Annotated in this window: 17 protein-coding genes; 1 reads left to right on the top strand and 16 read right to left on the bottom strand. The window is 33.3% G+C overall.

Annotated features, from left to right (window positions below):
- Positions 1-226: 226 nt before the first annotated feature.
- The gene (locus B5X81_RS01960) at positions 227-1459 is read left to right on the top strand and encodes an LL-diaminopimelate aminotransferase (protein WP_079488953.1); all 1233 of its coding nucleotides are present in this window, start codon (positions 227-229) and stop codon (positions 1457-1459) included.
- Between the two features lie 89 nt (positions 1460-1548).
- On the opposite strand, the gene B5X81_RS01955 is transcribed toward B5X81_RS01960, so the two are convergent.
- The 16 genes from B5X81_RS01955 to B5X81_RS01880 form a co-directional block, all read right to left on the bottom strand.
- A complete protein-coding gene (locus tag B5X81_RS01955; protein WP_079488951.1) occupies positions 1549-2364 on the bottom strand; it encodes a hypothetical protein in 816 nt (271 codons plus the stop codon).
- Positions 2365-2523: 159 nt separating this feature from the next.
- Positions 2524-3702, bottom strand: a complete 1179-nt coding sequence (locus B5X81_RS01950; protein WP_079488950.1) for a M20 metallopeptidase family protein — start codon at positions 3700-3702, stop codon at positions 2524-2526.
- An 84-nt stretch (positions 3703-3786) separates the two neighbouring features.
- Positions 3787-4839 (bottom strand): C39 family peptidase, encoded by a 1053-nt coding sequence (locus B5X81_RS01945; RefSeq protein ID WP_170917236.1) that lies wholly within the window; start codon positions 4837-4839, stop codon positions 3787-3789.
- 188 nt (positions 4840-5027) lie between these two features.
- Positions 5028-6029, bottom strand: a complete 1002-nt coding sequence (locus tag B5X81_RS01940; protein WP_079488947.1) for an oligopeptide/dipeptide ABC transporter ATP-binding protein — start codon at positions 6027-6029, stop codon at positions 5028-5030.
- Positions 6019-7005, bottom strand: a complete 987-nt coding sequence (locus tag B5X81_RS01935; protein WP_079488945.1) for an ABC transporter ATP-binding protein — start codon at positions 7003-7005, stop codon at positions 6019-6021. Before B5X81_RS01935 ends, B5X81_RS01940 begins: the two co-directional genes overlap by 11 nt.
- 5 nt (positions 7006-7010) lie before the next feature.
- A complete protein-coding gene (locus B5X81_RS01930; RefSeq protein WP_079488944.1) occupies positions 7011-7886 on the bottom strand; it encodes an ABC transporter permease in 876 nt (291 codons plus the stop codon).
- Positions 7887-7898: 12 nt separating this feature from the next.
- Positions 7899-8870 (bottom strand): ABC transporter permease, encoded by a 972-nt coding sequence (locus tag B5X81_RS01925; protein WP_079488942.1) that lies wholly within the window; start codon positions 8868-8870, stop codon positions 7899-7901.
- Positions 8871-9117: 247 nt separating this feature from the next.
- A complete protein-coding gene (locus B5X81_RS01920; RefSeq protein ID WP_079488941.1) occupies positions 9118-11001 on the bottom strand; it encodes an ABC transporter substrate-binding protein in 1884 nt (627 codons plus the stop codon).
- Between the two features lie 287 nt (positions 11002-11288).
- Positions 11289-12110: a M55 family metallopeptidase gene (locus B5X81_RS01915; protein WP_079488939.1), complete on the bottom strand. Its 822-nt coding sequence runs from the start codon at positions 12108-12110 to the stop codon at positions 11289-11291.
- Positions 12111-12123: 13 nt separating this feature from the next.
- Positions 12124-12948, bottom strand: a complete 825-nt coding sequence (locus B5X81_RS01910) for a C40 family peptidase (RefSeq protein ID WP_079488938.1) — start codon at positions 12946-12948, stop codon at positions 12124-12126.
- An 84-nt stretch (positions 12949-13032) separates the two neighbouring features.
- Entirely contained in the window at positions 13033-13947 is a 915-nt protein-coding gene (locus tag B5X81_RS01905; protein WP_079488936.1) for a S66 peptidase family protein, read from the bottom strand.
- 52 nt (positions 13948-13999) lie between these two features.
- The gene (locus B5X81_RS01900) at positions 14000-14974 is read right to left on the bottom strand and encodes an ABC transporter ATP-binding protein (protein WP_079488935.1); all 975 of its coding nucleotides are present in this window, start codon (positions 14972-14974) and stop codon (positions 14000-14002) included.
- Complete coding sequence (locus B5X81_RS01895) at positions 14975-15955, bottom strand: ABC transporter ATP-binding protein (RefSeq protein ID WP_334293300.1); 981 nt, start codon at positions 15953-15955, stop codon at positions 14975-14977. It lies immediately after the preceding gene.
- Between the two features lie 39 nt (positions 15956-15994).
- The gene (locus tag B5X81_RS01890) at positions 15995-16900 is read right to left on the bottom strand and encodes an ABC transporter permease (RefSeq protein ID WP_079488932.1); all 906 of its coding nucleotides are present in this window, start codon (positions 16898-16900) and stop codon (positions 15995-15997) included.
- Positions 16901-16917: 17 nt separating this feature from the next.
- A complete protein-coding gene (locus B5X81_RS01885; RefSeq protein WP_079488930.1) occupies positions 16918-17844 on the bottom strand; it encodes an ABC transporter permease in 927 nt (308 codons plus the stop codon).
- A 119-nt stretch (positions 17845-17963) separates the two neighbouring features.
- A complete protein-coding gene (locus B5X81_RS01880) occupies positions 17964-19637 on the bottom strand; it encodes an ABC transporter substrate-binding protein (protein WP_170917235.1) in 1674 nt (557 codons plus the stop codon).
- Positions 19638-19688: the final 51 nt, after the last annotated feature.

The raw sequence follows: 19688 nt of genomic DNA, 5'->3' as shown, positions 1-19688 counted from the left end.
ATTCCATGGTAATTCTTGCTTAAAAATCATTATCAATTACCCTTTATTCTGCAAAAATCTTTAATAGATTTAAGCTTATATGAGTGAACATATTAATTTCTATTTTCATAGAATATTCTATAGGAGTAGAAATTTAAGATAAACAAATTTATCTTAAGTCTTAGTGTTGTTTATCAATAAAAAGACTTTTTCATCATTTTCTTAATCATGAAAGGAGTGTTTTCCTATGAGTTATATAAACGATACAATTGCCGATAGATTTAGAGATAAAAGTTTTGATATAGCTAAAGATGACTATAAATTTATAAAAATTAAGAAGGCTAAAGAAGATATAAAAAAAAGATATCCAGATATGGAACTAATAGATTTAGGTATTGGGGAACCAGATTTACCGGCTGATCCAAATATAGTAAGAATTTTATCACAGGAAGCTGGAAAATCAAAAAATAGGCGGTATGCAGACAATGGAATTCCTGAATTTCAAGAAGCTGCCGCTACATATTTAGATAAGATTTTCGGAGTTAAAAATATAAATCCCTACAAAGAAATTTTGCATGGAATTGGAGCTAAATCAATTTTATCTATGCTTCCCCTATGTTTTATAAATCCAGGGGACATAACTATAACTACACTTCCAAGTTATCCAATAATGGCAACCCATACTAAATATTTAGGTGGTGTAGTTTATGGATTACCTTTAACAAAAGAAAATAATTTTTATCCTGATTTTTCTAATATTCCAAATATAATTTTATATAGATCGAAGCTCTTATATATAAATTATCCAAATAATCCAACAGGTCAAGTACCGACTAAGGAATTTTATAAAGAAGTGATTGATTTTGCAAGAAAGAACAATATTGTAGTTGTTGCTGATTCTTCCTATGCTGCAATAACCTTTGACGGAGAAAAACCCTTAAGCTTTTTATCTATAGATGGAGCTAAGGATGTAGGAGTTGAGATACATTCACTATCTAAATCCTTTAATATGACAGGCTGGCGTCTTGCATTTATTGCAGGTAATCCTGATGTTATAAATATTTTTAGTAAAGTTAAAGCCAATTCTGATTCAGGACAATTTAGAGCCATTCAAAAAGCAGGAATTTATGCTTTAAATAACCATGAAATAACCCATAAGAATTGTGAAAAATATTCCAGAAGATTTGATTTATTAATAGATATCTTAAAAGAAGTTGGATTTGATGCAAAAAAACCCAAGTCAACCTTTTATTGTTATATACCCATTCCAAAGGGTACAAAATCTGGCAAAGTCTTTAAAAATGCTGAAGATTTTTCTTTGTTTTTATTAAATAAAGCCTTTATATGTACCGTACCTTGGAATAATCCGCAGCCATATGTAAGACTTTCTGTAACCTTTGAAGCTCAAAACTTAAATGAGGAAAAAAAAATTATTAATGAAATAAGAAAAAGATTATTGAATTTAGAATTAATATTTTAAAATAAATGATAACACCTAAAAAACAGGAAAACAAATCCTGTTTTTTAGGTGTTATTATATAGTGAAATAACACTAAAATTTAAAATAAATTATTTGTCACCTTTTAATATTTCAAAGGGGTCATTAATCGGCTTAGAAATTTGATCTACATATAATTTTTCAATTTTATTATCTTTTACAACTAAATTAATTGTATTACTTGCAGTATAGCCAGCTTCACTTACAATTGCATATACTTCTAAAGTTTTATCTGTATCTTTTCTTAAATACTTTTGAACAGGTGTATATACATCTAAAAATTTATTAAACTCATTTAAATCTTTTTCTTCAAATTTTTCCTTTAATTCTTTTTCAGCTTCCTCTGCTTCTTTCAATAAATCATAGGAAAAATCAGCTTCCTTCATTTGATTTTCTATATTATTGTCGTAATTATACAGCAAAGTATCATAGTCATATTCTTCCGTATTGATCTCACCATTAAAAGCATCTAATTTAGCATTAACTACTTTTTTGTTTTCCTGATAGATGTATAAAGCAGTTGAATCTTCTGCTTCTGGTAAAGTATATACATCAATTTCATTAGCTATATTATCATCTTCATCTAAAAACAATGCTCTAAGCGGTCTTGATTTTAAATAATCTTCATAATTTGCATCCATATCTGTGAATTCCTTTAATAACTCAGGCTTTTCATAAATCTCATGGAATTCATACACTACATTATTCTCAGAAGTTTCTTCAGTAGTTTCTTCTGATGTTTCCTTATCAGCTTCTGTACCAGAAACAGTTTCTTCTGATTTTACATTTTCTTTACTTTCAACTTCTTTTTCTTGGCTGCAAGCTGCCATTGACAATGTCATTGCACCTATCAAACCAACTATAATAATTTTTTTGTATGCTTTCATTTTTCCATCCCCTTTTTCGAATTTGATTAATGACAAAGAAATTATAACATAGAAAACATACAAAGAAATTACAATAAAGTTACAAAACTATATAAAAAAACAGATGTATAGCATAGACGGGAAAAAATATTTAAACAGATGATTTGTAAATTAGCAAATTTAACTATTCAAAATACTAATTACATTTTGAACCTGAAGAGCCACACCTATACTTAAGCAATCTTCATCAATGTCAAAATTACAATTATGACCATCGTGTATTATTCCCTTTTCTACATTGCCGCATCCTAGTCTACAAAAAGCACCTGGTGCTTTTTGTAAAAAGTAAGCAAAATCTTCTACACCTAAGCTTGAACTCTCTATAATTCTAACCTTGTCTTCTCCTAAAATTTTCCCAGCATTCTCCTTTACTATATTTACTATATCATCATCATTAATGAGGTGAGGATATCCTTCTTCAATTATAACTTCTCCTTTTCCATCTAAGGATTGACTTATATCTTCAACTATCTTCTTGATTCTATTTATAACCTTTTTTCTTGTTTCAGGATCTAGGGTTCTTATCGTTCCTATCATTTCCACTTTATTAGCAATAATATTACCCCTTGATCCCCCCTCTATAGCTCCTAATGTTACTACAGCAGAATTTCTAGGATCTATATTTCTACTTACTATGGTCTGTAATCCTGTAATTACATGACCTGCTATAACAATAGCATCTACTCCCGAGTGGGGATATGCTCCATGGGTGCTTTCACCCTTAATAACTATTTTCATAGTATCGGATGAAGCATTCATTTTTCCATATCTTATGCCTATTTCACCAGCAGGTATTTCTGGAGCCACATGAAGTCCAAATACTACATCTACCTTTGGATTTTCCATTACTCCCTCTTGGATCATTGGTTTGGCTCCACCTACCGTCTCTTCAGCAGGTTGAAAAAATAATTTTACATTTCCCTTTAAATCATCCTTCATATCCTCTAAAAGCCTTGCAGCTCCTAAAAGAATAGTCATATGGGCATCATGCCCACAGGCATGCATTTTCCCCTTTATTTTTGACTTATATGAAACCTGATTTTTTTCTTCTATTGGTAGTGCATCCATATCTGCCCTAAGAGCTACAGTTTTCCCATTTTCTTTTCCCCTTATAATACCCACTACGCCAGTATTGGCCACTCCTTTTTTATACTCTATTCCCATTTCTTCTAAATACTTTACTATCCTTCGGCTAGTTCTATACTCCTCCATACCGAACTCAGGATTCATATGAAAATCCCTTCTAACCTCTATAAGCCATTCTTTAATTTCCTCTGCTAAATTCAATACATTATTCATTGATTGTCAGCTCTCCCCTTTAGTATACTTTTTTCTTTATGGATTTACCCTCGTAAATCAAATTTCATTTTTTAGAATCACCATCTATACCATCGCAAATTCTTTTATTTTTTCTAAATTAGGACTTATTACATAGGCTACTTTTCTCCAAACCTTTTTAAACTCATCTATTTTATATTCTCTTCTAACATTTTCTTTCTTATATTCAGCGGGATCATTAACTATTACATATTCATTCCCATCTTTTATCTTAAAACCTCTTATAACTATTAAATGACCACTTGGATAGGGCATTATAGTTCCCTGAAGCTCCTTTATAGATTTTGTTCTAATAGAAACTACTGCGGGGATATCCATTGATATCATTTTTTTAATTCTATCCACTGTTTCAATTTTAGCAACATACCCATATAAATCCGTTGAGCCAGCAAATGCAGTATTGAAGGTCCAGTTTCCATAAATACCTAAGCCATTGTCCTTAACATGAGAGGCTACATATTCTGTATCATAATTGTATCCATAGTATGCCATAACCATAGCCACAGAAGTAGGGCTGCATATGCTATCTCCAATCTTAGGTATATGTAATTGAGCTCTTTGGGGAACATTAAGCTCCTTTAGCCATTTTTCTTTAGATTCAAATTCTAACAGATTTAGGTTTTCATTACATAATTTTAAAGACGCAGCAATTAATTTCACCTCAGGACTATTAATTTGGGTATTTTCCCTTGTTAATATCACTTTATATTGGAAACCATTTGCAGCCTCATTTCCTAAAACAACAAGTAGTTCATCATCAACCTTGCCAAATTCATTTTTTTGGTTGCTTATACTTCTCCTATTATTGTTTACTGACCACTTTCCCCAGGAAAACCATGGAGACCATTTATTATTTTTCTTAATTCTAATTTTCAGCTCCACCTGGGACTGTAATACTGTACATGCATTCCACGAAGCAATTAATTCTCTAAATTCTCTACAATTAATTACTGGAGATATAAAGCATCCACTGGTTTTTTCTTTTTTTAATACAATATTTTTCTTAGAATTTAAAGAAGTATCGTTAAAATCACCTATTTCAAAATCTTTTTTCCCATGAATCAATATTTTTAATTCATTATTTACCCCTTGAACCAATAAAATCACTTCCTATTCTTAGAAATTGTAATTTAATCTGTTATGCTAGTAAATCAAATATTTAATTTTAAATACAATTTAGGAAATATTAAAAACTTCGGTATAAGAACTAGCACAACAAGTTATTTTATTTTTATTTTACTACAAGAATCTTCTCTTTTTAATCCCTCATTTTATATATATAAAAACTATATCAATCTTTTATCATAATGACAGGCCACAAAATGATCTTTATCCCTCTCAATAAGTTTAGGCTCTTGTGTTTTACACTTTTCTTTTGCTATAGGACACCTGGTATGAAATCTACACCCCCTAGGTATATCAGTAGGAGATGGAGTTTCACCCTTTAATACAATTTTTTTTCTTTTCTTCTTAATATCAATATTGGATAATACACTGATAAGTGCCTGAGAGTATGGATGTCTGCAATTCCCCGATATAATCTTTGATGGGCCTATTTCAACTATTTTACCTAAATACATGATTGCAATTCTATCGGATACCAGCCAAGCTAGAGCTAAATCATGGGTAATAAAAAGATATGATGTTCCCTTTTCTTTTTTCATTTCAAACATAAGCTTTACTATATCTGCCCTTACAGAGGCATCAAGCATTGATACTGGCTCATCAGCAACTATAAAATCCGGTGATATAATAAATACAGCTGCTATTGCTACACGCTGTTTTTGCCCTCCACTGAGCTCATGGGGATATCTATATAAATAGTCTTTACCAGGTTTTAATCCAGCAAATTCCAATGCCTCTATGACTCTTTTTTCCGTCTCCTCCTCTGACAAGTTTTTATTTATAAATCTTAAGGGTTCAGCTACTATATCTATTATCATAAATTTAGGATTTAAAGATTGGTATGGATCTTGAAAAATCATCTGTGCTTTTTTTCTAAAATTTTTCATCCATCTCTTATTTTTTGAATTAAAATTTTCTCCATTAAATTTTATATTTCCACTACTATGATGAACTAAATTTAAAATAGCCCGTCCGGTGGTAGTTTTTCCACTTCCGCTTTCTCCTACCAAGGAAACTATTTCCCCCTTGGCTATTGATAAGTCTATTCCATCCACAGCTCTAACCAGTTTTTTATTTTTCTTAAATAAATCCTTGATGAAACCTTCTCTAACATCAAAATGCACACTCAAATTACTAATCTCAATTACGGGATTAGGCTTCACTCATATTTCCCTCCTTTGCTACATGACAAGCTACAAAATGTTCATTTTTAAAAACAGTATATTCTGGTATAAAACTTTTACAAATATCTCTGGATTTATGGCATCTGGGATGAAATCTGCATCCTTTAGGAGGGTCCAATAAATTAGGTGGAGTCCCTGGTATTGACTCTACCATTTTTTTATCACCATATATATTAGGAAAAGCCTTTATGAGTTTTTCTGTATAGGGATGCTTATGATTTTCAATAATATCCTCTATATAACCAACTTCAACTATATTTCCTGCATACATAACGGCTATCTTATCGCACATTTCTGAAATAATTGATAAATCATGGGTTATAATAATCATACTCATATTTAACTTCTTTCTAAGATCATTTATCAAATCTATAATCTGGGCTTGAACCATAACATCCAATGCTGTGGTGGGTTCATCACCTATAATAAGATTAGGGTTACAAGCCAGTGCCATGGCAATCATTACACGCTGCTTCATTCCCCCACTAAATTCATGGGGATAATAATTAATTCTCTTTTCATCTAATCCTACTAATTTAAAAAGTTCTATAACCCTTCTTTTTAGTTTCTCCTTTGTTATAGAAGGATTGTGAAGTTTTATTGCCTCTCCTATTTGATCATTTATTTTCATTACTGGGTTTAATGAATTCATTGCCCCCTGAAAAATCATAGCTATTTTATTCCATCTATAATTTTGCCACTCTAATTCAGTATTTTTTATGATGTTATTTCCATCAAAAAAAATCTTTCCACTATCTACGTATCCATTCCCTGGCAGCATTCCCATTATCGCCAGTGCTGTAGTCGTCTTTCCACATCCAGATTCCCCAACAAGTCCTATGGATTCTCCATTTTTAAGTTCAAAACTTACATTTTCAACGGCCCTTACAACACCTTCATTAATTTTAAAAAAAACACTTAAATCTTCTACCTTTAATATGTTTCTCTTGGCCATAAATATTATCTCTCCCTCAGCTTAGGATTTAGTATCTCATCAAAGGAATATCCCAAAAATGTAAAACTAAGAACCAGTAAGATAATACAGATCCCGGGAGGACCATAATACCACCAAGCACCTATACTAACAGCACCATTGTTAAAAGCTCCATTTAATATCTGTCCCCAGCTAACTGATAATGGATCTCCAAGCCCTAAAAAGCTTAAGGTGGTTTCTCTTAAAATAGCACTGGATGTAACCAGTATTGTATTGGCAAATATAACTGGAAATACATTTGGCAATATATGTTTTATCATTATATATCCATTGCTTGCTCCTATACACTTTGCTCTTTCAACAAATTCACGTTCTTTAAAGGAAAGTGTTTGAGAACGAACCAGTCTTGCTGTTCCTGTCCATCCAGTAAGGCCAATGACTAAAATAATATTAGAAATGCTTGTTCCAAGCAGTGCAGCCAATACCATTATAAGGGGCAAAACTGGAAGAACCATCATTCCATCGGTTAATCGCATTAACGCACTATCAATTTTACCTCCAATATATCCTGCCGATAGGCCCACTATTGTTCCAATAGAAACAGAAATAGCAGCACCAACCAATCCAACTATTAATGAAATTTTTGCACCATTAATTAAAGCCCCAAATAGGTCCCTTCCTAATTGATCAGTTCCCAATGGAAATTCAAGACTAGGACTTTCCAACATTTCACCTTTAGCAACATCGGTAATATCATAGGGATAAACAATGGGACCAACAAAGGCAAGTATAATAAAAAAAGTTAGCATTATAAAACCAACTAATCCTATAGTACTAGAAAAAAACAACCTCAAGAAACGTTTAAAATTTCTTAATCTTACATTTAATCTACTTTTCTTCATAGAAATAACCCCTTACTCATATTTGATTCTAGGATCAATATACATATAAACAATATCAGCAATAAAATTAGCTGCAATTACACAAAGACTAATAATTAGAAATACACCTTGAAGCAAGGGATAGTCCCTCATTTCAAGTGCCTTAATAGTTAAAATTCCTACTCCCGGCCATGAAAATACTGTTTCTGTTTGTATTGCACCTGCAACTACAAAGCCTAAACTGATTGCAATTATTGTTACCATTGGAAGCATTGCATTTGGCAGAGCATGTTTCCTAATAATATATTTTCTATTAAATCCCTTGGCTCTGGCAGTAGTAACATAATCTTCTGTAAATATATCCAGCAGTGACCCCCTCATAATCATTGCATATCTTCCTGTTATAGCTAATCCAAATGTTATGGCTGGAAGAATTAAATGGTGAGCAACATCTTTATAATATGCCAATTTGGAAGTATATTCTACTCCAGGTGTAATCATTCCAAATAAAGGGACCACCCCTAGCTTTACACCAAAATATGACAATAATATAATCCCTAGCCAAAATGCTGGTATAGCATATATAAAAAGTGCACTTCCAAGTAAAATTACATCTATTTTTTTACCCCTATTGGCAGCAGCAATTGTGCCTATTATTATTCCAAATAGGATGGCAAAAATCTGGGCAGCCAATGCTAAAATAATTGTATTTGGCAGTCTCTCTCCTATTACATCAAGTACTGGCTTTTTAAAGGAAAATGACTGTCCAAAATTTCCAGCAAGAATATCTTTAATATACACTAAATATTGCTGATGTAAGGGTAAATCCAATCCATATTGTCTAATAAGGGCCCTAGCCACCTTTGGATCCATTCCGTCGGTTTTTATAAACATACTCACCGGATTTCCTGGCATAGCTCTAAAGAGTATAAAGCTTATGGTCAGTACAATCCATATAGTAATAATACTTTGAAACAATTTTTTAATAAAATATTTTAGATTCATTTATACTCCCCCAAGTTTATATAGATATTCCAGCAAAGCAGTTAATTTATACACATCAAAAATCCTCAGAAAAATCGGATCTTTAGATATGAAAAATTTCTCTGAATTCTTGTTGGATTGAACGTTCTTTTTATTAATTTTCTTAGTCACATATACAAATTAACAATATATAATTCTACATATGCCTCTAGCATAAAGCTAGAGGCATATACAAAATATTATGGTCTTCATAAAACTTTTAAAACTTCTATCTTTTATCTTTCTTATTAAAAACTATAAACCCAACAACAACTACTATGATAACTATCCAAAGAATAGGATTTGATGATGGTCCCTTCGTTTTCTGCACATCTTTAGCAGGTGTTTCCTCTGAATCTGAGTCATTGCTGATCTTATCTGTATCCTCATTAATCTTCTCAGTATCCTTTTCCTGCAATGATACTGGCTTTATTTCCAAATAACTGCTATTATTAAATATTGTTCCATCATTATTAACCTGTACCCATCCCTCAAACTTATCGGTTCTATAGGCTTCATTATACCCCTGATAGTAAAGAGATATATATGGAGCTTCCTCCAATATTATTTTTTGCATTTGATTTATTGTTTCAAGCCTTTCTTCTTCATTAATCTGTGTTAATTGTAACTCATATAATCTGTCATATTCTTCATTGGAATACATACAGTCTGAACGTCCTCCTATCTGATCAGTAGTTAAAACCGATAAAATAAAAGAAGGTTCATATCCTGGCGTCCATCCCCAAATATACAAATCAAAATCACAGGCTTTGTCTCCCTGTAGTTTCATTTTTTCGCCAAGGGTACTTCCATCCATTGATTCTACAACAATTCCTATCCCCACCTCTTCTAGCCATTTAGCCATAAAAGGCATGCTTTCTCTATAATGCCAGGCATATCCGTCGCTCAATAGAGCTAATCTAAATACCAGTTTTTCCTTTTTATCATTTGTACGAACCTTAACCTCTCTACCACTAATTTCTTCTGTTGTAAAGGATGTAAAGCCTTCAGCCTCTAATAATTCTATTGCCTTATCCGGATTGTATTCATGGGGAATATCTAGATGCCATTTCCCTGATGAAGTTGGAACTAGTGTAGAACCTACATTTCCCACTCCTCCAAGGACCATATCCACAAGTTTTTGCTTATCCAATGAATAATCAAAAGCCCTACGAATATTAGGGTTTAGAAGCAATGGATTACCATTTGAAAGAGGGTGCTGCTTATTAGGGTTTTCAGGATCCGTCCAACAGTTAAATCCCAATTGCGTCAGCATTGGACGCATTGACTTCATTACCTTAAAGGTCTTATTACCTTCAAGCTGTGGCACTTGTGTCTTTGATGGGTCAAAGGCATCTATATCTCCATTTATGAAGGCCTGATACATCGTATCTTTATTTTCAAATAATATATAAATCATGCTGTCTATATTGGCAGCTCCATCAAAATAGCCATCATTACGCTCAAGCTCTAATATATTATTCTGAGGATTAAAGCTCCCCTTCAATTTAAAAGGACCGGTTCCTATGGGATTTTCATTGTTAAACTCCAGCATTTCCTTTGGAGTCATATTACTCCAAATATGCTCCGGCACTATCCTAACAGTGTTAAGGGGCTCTGTAGTAAAATATGCTTTTGGTACAGAACATGTCATTTTAACTGTATAGTCATCTATCTTTTCGATTTTTTCTATCTCAGCTATATCCTTCTTACGCCTAAATGTTAATTCTTCCTTGTCCTTTGAATTCAATAAGGTTTGATATGTAAAAATCACATCATCTGCATCAAATTTTTCTCCATCATGCCATATTACATTTTTCTTAAGACTGATAGTCCATACAAGCCCATCTTCACTTACCTCCCAGTTTTCCGCCAGGTCTCCCTCCATCTCCAGGGTCCTGTCGTTCATTCTAGTTAGCCATGAATAAACTCTTTCCTGAAGAACATTATCGGCCTGCATGGATTGGGACCACGGATTTGCATTGGTTGGAAAGCTTGTTATTCCTAATCTCAATTTATTATCCGACAAGGTATTTGCATCGGTACTTATAGTCAGTAATCCCACGAAAATCAACACAAAGGACAAGGTTAAACTCAAGCATCTTCTAAACATACATATTATCCCCCTTTAAATTTAAATTGCGAAGTTTGATTACTTATTAATAAATATGTATAAATTTTAGATTTTATGTTCCTATAATGCTAAATTATTATTTCTTATATTAAAATTTCATTTTCAAAAAAAACAACATGAAGACCTTTCTATAGTGAAATAATGTCTAGCTTCAATTTATAAGTCTTAGAATTGATTTTTTAGCTTATTTCACTATATTAGGTTTTCATGTTGTACTTTATTTTTACTCTACAATTTTAAAAAATTATGCTTTATATATTTATATTCTACAGTACACTGCTAGCTAATGTAGTTAATGCTATCCTCATCTTATATGCCTCAATTATATCCTTGGCAATATATCTTACTCGATTTCCTTCAATGAGCTCTACTCCAGGTATAAATAAAGTGGCTTCAGCCATGCCACTATGTTTAAAGGCAACTTCAAGCTTAACCTTACCTTGGATTTTACATGGTTTAATTTTGGAAAGTTTATTGGTTAGAGTGTTATACACATTTTCTTCTAATAGTTTATGAACAGCCTTTGGCTGTAGACACTTGGCAGTATATCTGCTATGGGCTTCTTTAACTATAACTGTTTCAATATCTTTATTAAACTCTTTTATTTGTTTAGATAAAACATCATCACCGGATATTAGAGCAACAGGAACATCAAAATTTCCTGCAACTAGGGCATTAAATTCAGATTCTCCAACTACATTATCATTTACCACTATTTCACTTATTGTTGCTCCCGAATAAGAATGGGACAATACTCCATTTGTATTGTTTCTAGCATGATATCCAATAAATAGAGCTGCATTAAAATCCTTGTTTATTCCCTCCATCATACCTAATAATTTACGGTTTCCTGAAATTAATATGACATCTTCATCAAGGTCTTCAATTAATATATTGGTCATCTTACCATGGGAATCATTTAAAAGTATTTTTTTTGCACCTGCTCTTTTAGCCCCTTTCACTGCTGCATTTACTTCATCAGTCATTAGCTTCCTTGTTCTAGAATATTCAAAGGAATTTTGAGTTGTATGGCTCCCATTTACCACTCCGCTTATTCCTTCAATATCAGCTGAAATATATATATTCATTTTAAAAACCTCCTTAAAATATAGTTCCAATTGCAATTATTTCTCTATCCAGTTCTTCTACATAATCATCATCACCTTCATTTAAACTGTTTATAGATACACCGGATCTGGAAGAGCTAGAATGTACAACCTTTCCATTTCCAATATACATTGCAACATGGCCTTTATAATATAGTAAATCCCCTTTTTTCATTTCTTTTCTTTTTATTTCTCTCATATATTTTTTTCTCAGCTCAGAATCTCGCCAAATAGTAATGCCATTTATTAAATATGTAATAGAGCAAAGACCTGAACAATCTATTCCTAGAGGACTTTTACCTCCCCATCGATATTGAGTACCTATGTACTCACATGCTGTTTTAACAAGCTTTTCTCTAAGGACTTTTTCATCTTTTCCAGTATCATAGTTTTGCTTTTTTTCAATATAGCCTTTCTTCAGCCATCCCTTTTCATAGGTTGGAAGCATAACCTCTATCCAATCATCTTTTTTATTTCCGGTAATCTTTATCGATGCTCCCTTTGTTACCAGCTGAATTTTATAATTTTTATAGTTTGGCTCTTTCATAATATCAACTATTGGGTGAACAATCAAATAATTTGCCTCTTTTTCCCAATTCAATGCTCTATCTATATCAATTAATAGATCATTTTCATGAACATATCCCCTATAATCATATAAGGTTTCTATTAGGTACCAACCCTTTTCTTCAGATTTTATCAGTTTTACTACCATACCAAACAAACCTTCATCTAATAAAGAACTTTCATTTTCTGGTCTTTTTCTTATGGGTACTACTGTTTTATTTATTATTGCAAGGCCTAAATTATTGGCATTCATTATTTACACCCCTTTAATCCTTAAATTTATCTTATATGATTTAACTTGTTGTGCTAATACCCATAGGGAGCTTTAAATTGTATTTTAAATATAAGTAATTTCACATTTATCTGCATCTAATAATACTTTTTTACCTAATGGCAGTGTAATCATAGGATTACAATGTCCTGCTCTTATATTATAAATTGTAGGCTTATTCATTGGACCGATCAAATCATTAAAGACCTCTAATAAGGTAAGGCTAGGCTGCTCAGTCTTTCCATTACAATTTTTCCAATCTCCAAGTATAAATCCCGCTGCTTCTTCCAGCTTACCTGCCAGTGCCAATTGGGTAAGCATCCTATCTATATTATATGGTTCCTCATCAATATCTTCCATAAATAGTATTTTCCCACGGGTGTCTATCTCATAAGGAGTTCCCATTGTTGCGGCTATAAGACTTAAATTACCTCCTACTAATTGTCCCTCACTACATCCCCCAACCAGTTTTTCGATTTTATGGTCCTTAGGATTTTCTATTGATTTTATTGACACCCCTTTAACTATACAGTCAAAAAGAGATTTCTTTGTAAATTCATCAAAATCCTCAAGCATATCCGTAGATGCCATTGGCCCATGGAATGTAATAAGATTACATATCTGATTTAAAGCTATATGTATTGCCGTTATATCACTATATCCTATAAATACCTTGGGATTATTCTTTATGGCTTCATAGTCTATTTTATCTAAAATTCTAGGAGTTCCATAACCTCCCCTTATACACATTATTCCCTTTATATCTTTACTTTTGAACATTGAATTTAAATCCTTTGCCCTCAGTTCATCGGTGCCCGATAAATAGCCATATTTTCCATAGCAGCTTTCTCCAAGCTTTACTTCAAATCCAAGCTCTTTCATCTTTTCTTTTGATTTTAGCACCTTCTCATCAGTTGTAGGACTAGCCGGTGCAATGAGTCCTATACAATCCCCTTTTTTTAATAACTTAGGCATTATCATTGTAAATCCCCCTTAAATATAACTGCCGAAGTTTTAAAATTAAATTTACTTTTTAATTATCTATCAAATGGCATGAAACATAATGATTTGGACTTACTTCCTTAAACAAAGGCTCCTTTTCCTTACAAATAGACTTACAATATGGACATCTTGTGTGAAACCTGCATCCATTAGGTGGATTAAGAGGACTTGGAACATCGCCTTTAAGAATTATTCTTTCTCTTTTAACTCCTACTTCCGGTATAGGTATAGCAGAAAGCAATGCCTTAGTATAGGGATGAAGGGGCTGTGCATATAATTTATCTCCATCGGCCAGTTCAACTAATTTACCAAGATACATTACTCCCACCCTATCACTCAAATGCCTTACAACACTTAAGTCATGGGCTATAAATATATATGTTAAGGAAAAATCCTTTTGAAGCTTATTTAATAAATTAAGCACCTGAGATTGTATAGAAACATCCAATGCTGAGACCGGTTCATCGGCAATAATTAGCTTTGGATTCAATGCCAAAGATCTGGCTATTCCGATTCTTTGTCTTTGCCCCCCACTAAATTCGTGGGGATATCTTGTAGTATAATCGGGATTCAACCCTACTATTTCAAGAAGTCTTGCAACCTCCTGCTCTCTCTCTTTTTTTGTCATCCTGGGCATATGTATTTCAAAGGCTGCTCCAATAATTTCCTTAACCATTTTTCTAGGATTTAATGATGAAAAGGGGTCTTGAAATATCATTTGCATTTCTCTTCTTGTCTTTAGCATTTCTTTTTTACTCAAGCTAAAAATATCCTTACCATCAAATATAACTTTACCAGCAGTTGCTTCAATAAGTCTCATTATTGTTCTTCCCGTTGTTGATTTTCCACATCCGCTTTCACCTACCAGCCCCAATGTTTCTCCCTTGAACACATCAAAGGACACTCCATCTACGGCTTTAACATAATTAGTTGTCTTTTTAAATATTCCGCCTTCCACTGGAAAATATGTTTTTAAATCCTTGACCTCTAGCAATCTCTCCTTCACTTATAATACATCCCCTTTCTCTAAAAGCCAGCAGGCACATTTTCTCTCTTCATCATTATCAATAACTTTTAAAGAAGGTTCTTTATTTTTACAAATATCCATTGCATATTCACACCTTGGATTAAACTTGCAGCCCCTTGGAAGCTTATACATACTTGGAACCATACCCTCAATTACATATAAATCCTCTTTTCTTTTTCCCTTCAGTGTAGGTATAGATTTTAATAATCCCTTAGTATATGGATGCTTGGCATCATTAAATATTTCCTCTACGCTTCCTTCTTCAACAATTTTTCCCCCATACATTACAACAACTCTATCTGCCATTTCTGCCACAACACCTAAATCATGGGTTATAAACATTATTGAAGAATGAGTTTCTTTTTTCATTTTTCTCATTAAATCAAGTATCTGGGCCTGTATAGTAACATCTAAAGCCGTTGTAGGCTCATCGGCTATAAGCAAGGTAGGATTACAGCTCAGGGCCATTGCTATCATTACCCTTTGCCTCATTCCTCCACTTAATTGATGGGGGTATTCCTTAACTCTTTTTTCTGGTGAAGGTATTCCCACCTTTCTAAGCATTTCAACAGCAACCTTCATAGCTTCACCTTTATTTAGTCCTTGATGAAGCATAACTGTTTCACATATTTGATTACCTACAGTAAAAACGGGATTAAGGGATGTCATAGGCTCTTGAAAAATCATTGCTATATCATTTCCCCTTATTTTTCTCATTTCCTCATTACTTTTTTTGAGAAGGTCTTCTCCATTAAAAATAACCTCACCTGAAACATATTTTCCCGGTGGTATAGGAACAAGCTTTAAAACCGACATAGCCGTTACACTTTTACCACTTCCCGATTCTCCAACTATACATAAGGTTTCTCCTTTTCTTATATTAAAGGACACACCATCTACTGCTGGCACCAATCCATCATGGGTATAAAAATGAGTTCTTAAATCCTTAACCTCCAGCATTTTCTCTTTCTTTTCCACGGTCTTTCCCTCCTTCATTATTTAGTCCTTCATCCTTGGGTCTAGAACATCCCTTAGTCCATCGCCAAAAAGATTAAACCCATAAACTGTAAGTACTATGGCCAAACCTGGAAAAAGTATCATATGGGGCTGAGTTATAATATACTGCCTTCCTAGATTCATCATTGAACCCCAGGTTGGAGTAGGAGGTTGAGCTCCAAGGCCTAAAAATGATAATGCTGCTTCAGACATAATAGCACTAGATATCCCCATCGTTGTAGAAATTATTACTGGTGCCATGCAATTAGGTAGAATTTCCTTAAAGATGATTCTAAAATTTGAAGCTCCTAAGGACCTTGCCGACTCTACAAATTCTGATTCTCTATAGGCTAAAACCTGTCCCCTTATCAATCTTGCCATTCCAGACCATCCAACAAAACCCAAGGCAAAGAAAACTGTATATATTCCCCGACCTATGGCAACTGATATGGCTATGGCAAATAAAAAATTAGGAAAGGCGTCCATTACTTCTACTAATCTCATAATAATCATATCTACCTTGCCTCTAAAATACCCGGCTAAGGCTCCTAGAGTTATTCCTATGGATAATGTCACCACCCTGGAAGCCAATCCAATAGTTAAGGATATCCTTGAGCCATATAAAACCCTACTCAATATATCCCTTCCCATCCAGTCGGTTCCAAACCAATGCTTCATGCTTGGACCCTGAAAGGCCTCGGCCAAGCTAAAATCTTCTATAGGATGATAGGGTGAAAGTATGGGAGCAAACAAAGCAATTAAAACTAAAAATATAATTATATATAAACCAAACATTGCTGTTTTATCTCTAAGTAATCTTTTCCATGCAATTATCCAAGGGCTATTTAATTTGTCGTCATTCTTTGGTTCGTTTTGTGGTACTTTTTTATTTAATTGAGCTTTCTCCATAAATAAATCCCTCCCAACTAGTTAAATCTTATCCTTGGATTAATTAATGCATAGGATATATCTACCAATAAATTAAAAGTAACAAATATCACTGCCTGAAATAAGAAATAACCCATTACAGCAGGTACATCTCTTTGAAAAACCGCCCTTATTGTTTCCGATCCCAGGCCAGGAAGTCCAAAAATAGTTTCAGTTATTGCAGAGCCCGTAAGCAAATACCCAAAGCTCATTATCAAATTGGTGGCTATGGGAATCATTGCATTTCTCATGGCATGCTTATATATTACAATTTTTTCTGCCAAGCCTTTAGACCTGGCTGTTCTAATATAATCCTGTCTTATTACCTCCAGCATACAAGATCTTGTAAGCCTTGCCCTGAATACTGCTGAATTTAGACCTAAAACCAAGGAAGGTAGTATAAAATATTTTATGCTGCCATCCCCTACTCCTGAAACCGGTAAAACCTTAAACCAGACTCCAAAAATATACATCATTAAAAGTCCTAAAAACATAACGGGAGTAGATACACCTAAAAGATTTACGCTTCTTACAAAGCTGTCAATAGGAGTGTTTTGTTTGACAGCTGAAATAACTCCAACAAAAACTCCCACTACAACGGAAATAGTAAAGGAATATAAAGTAAGCTTAAATGTAACGGGAAATCTTTGCTTTATTGATTCTTTAATGCTTATATTATTTATGTAGGATTTACCAAGATCCCCCTTTATAATTCTAGACATGTAGGAAAGATATTGCTCATGGAAGGGTTTATCCAGTCCAAGTTCCTCTACGGCCTTTTCCCTTATTTCTTCACTTGCCCTTTCTCCGACTATAACTTCAACTGCATCCCCTGGAACTATATACATAAGAGAAAAGGTTACTATGGATACCCCTATCATAACTGGAATTAACATTAAAATTCTTCTAATTAAGTATCTTATCAAATCTATGCCCCCTTTATTGCTAATATACTATTATAAATCCACATTAAAATATCATTTTTTAATATTACTTATCTTTAATAGCTGGGGCTTTTATCCTCAGCCCCAGTTATTACATTAAATTATCTGTCAAGCCACATATCCAGCTTCTTATCAGCATTAAATATTCTATAAACTTTAACATCCTTAACCTCTGGTCTATATGCAGTCCAATTTATGCCTAAGTATACCCATAAACGTGGAGCATCTGCCAAAACTATATCTTCTGCTTTTTGATAAAGCTTAATTCTCTCATCATAATCTGAGGTAGCCTGAGCTTGTTCTATTGTTTTGTCAAATTCTGGATTATTATATCGGGTTTCATTACCACCACCACCGGACATGGATGAATGGAATAATGGATATAAATAATTCTCAGCATCAGGGTAATCTGCACCCCAACTCAAGTAAAATGCTTGAGCCTTTCCTGCCCTAACTTCTGCCTTATATGCATTCCACTCCATAGAGCCCAATTTAACATCAAAACCCACTTGATTTAACATTGCTTGAATAGGTTCTATTAAAGCAACATTTGATTTAGAATCAGCATATAAGAATTCAAAGGAACATGGATTATCCTTTGAATAACCTGCCTCAGCAAGTAATTCTTTAGCCTTCTCAGGGTCATATGGATAAGGATTTAAATCATCCCTATATCCATCCAAACCTGGAGGAATAGGTCCATTACTTAAAACTGATTTATTTCTTAAAACTGTATTAAGTATTGCCTCTCGGTCTATAGCATGGCAAAAAGCTTTTCTTACCTTTATATCATCAAAGGGCTTTTTATTAGAGGTTAATCCAATATAGTAATTCCATAATGTACTCTTTTTAACAATATAAGGTGCATAGTCAGCATTATTTTGGAATCTGTCAATGTCAGCAGGAGGTATTTCCAGCTCATCTAAATTTCCTGCTTCAAATTCTGCAACTGAAGTTGAAGCATCTTTAATAATCCTATAATTTATACCATCCATATAAGGTCTTCCTGCAAAATAATCTTCATTTACCTCAAGGTCGAACTTAGAGTCTGCAACAAATTCAACAAATTTAAAGGGCCCAGTACCAACTGGATTTAAAGCATAATCTTTTTGATTATCATATTTTTCTATTTCATTTTTATCAACTATATGAGCAGCAGGCATTCCAAGCATGGATAAGAATGGGGCAAAGGGCTGCTCTAAAGTAATTTTAACTGTATAATCGTCTACTACTTCAATTCCCTCTACAATATCGGCCTTTCCTTCCATAAAATCCTTAGCTCCTTTAACCTTTTCAAAAACCCAAGTTCTTGGACTTGCAACATCAGGATCTAAAACCCTTTCAAAGGAATACTTAACATCCTTGGCAGTAAAGGGATTACCATTATGAAATTTTGCATTTTCAACTAAATGGAATATTAGAGTTGTATCATCTGGAGTTTCCCATGATTTTGCCAAGGAAGGAATTATTTTTCCTTCTGTATCATATCTTATTAATGAATCATATAATAGTGCAACCATTCTTCCATCCCTATCGGCAGTAGCAAAGGCTGGGTCTAATGTATTAAAGTTTGAATCAAGATAACTATGGAATATTCCTCCATATTTAGGTTCTCCGTTTGACTCATTGTCCTTAGCTGCTTCTTCATTTGTTTTCTCAGGTGTTTCCTCTGGCTGGTCTGCAGGTTCAGCAGGTTTGCCACATCCTGAAAATACCAGCGTAAGTACTAATGAAAGAATTAAAATAATTTGAAGCTTTTTCCCCTTTTTAAACATATAAACTCCTCCTCTTTTTTGTATAGAATTCATAGTAAAGGTTAATTTATG

The sequence above is a fragment of the Maledivibacter halophilus genome, from assembly GCF_900167445.1.
In the GTDB taxonomy this organism is placed as follows: Bacteria; Bacillota; Clostridia; order Peptostreptococcales; family Caminicellaceae; genus Maledivibacter; species Maledivibacter halophilus.
This window is presented reverse-complemented; position numbering and strand designations above follow the sequence as displayed.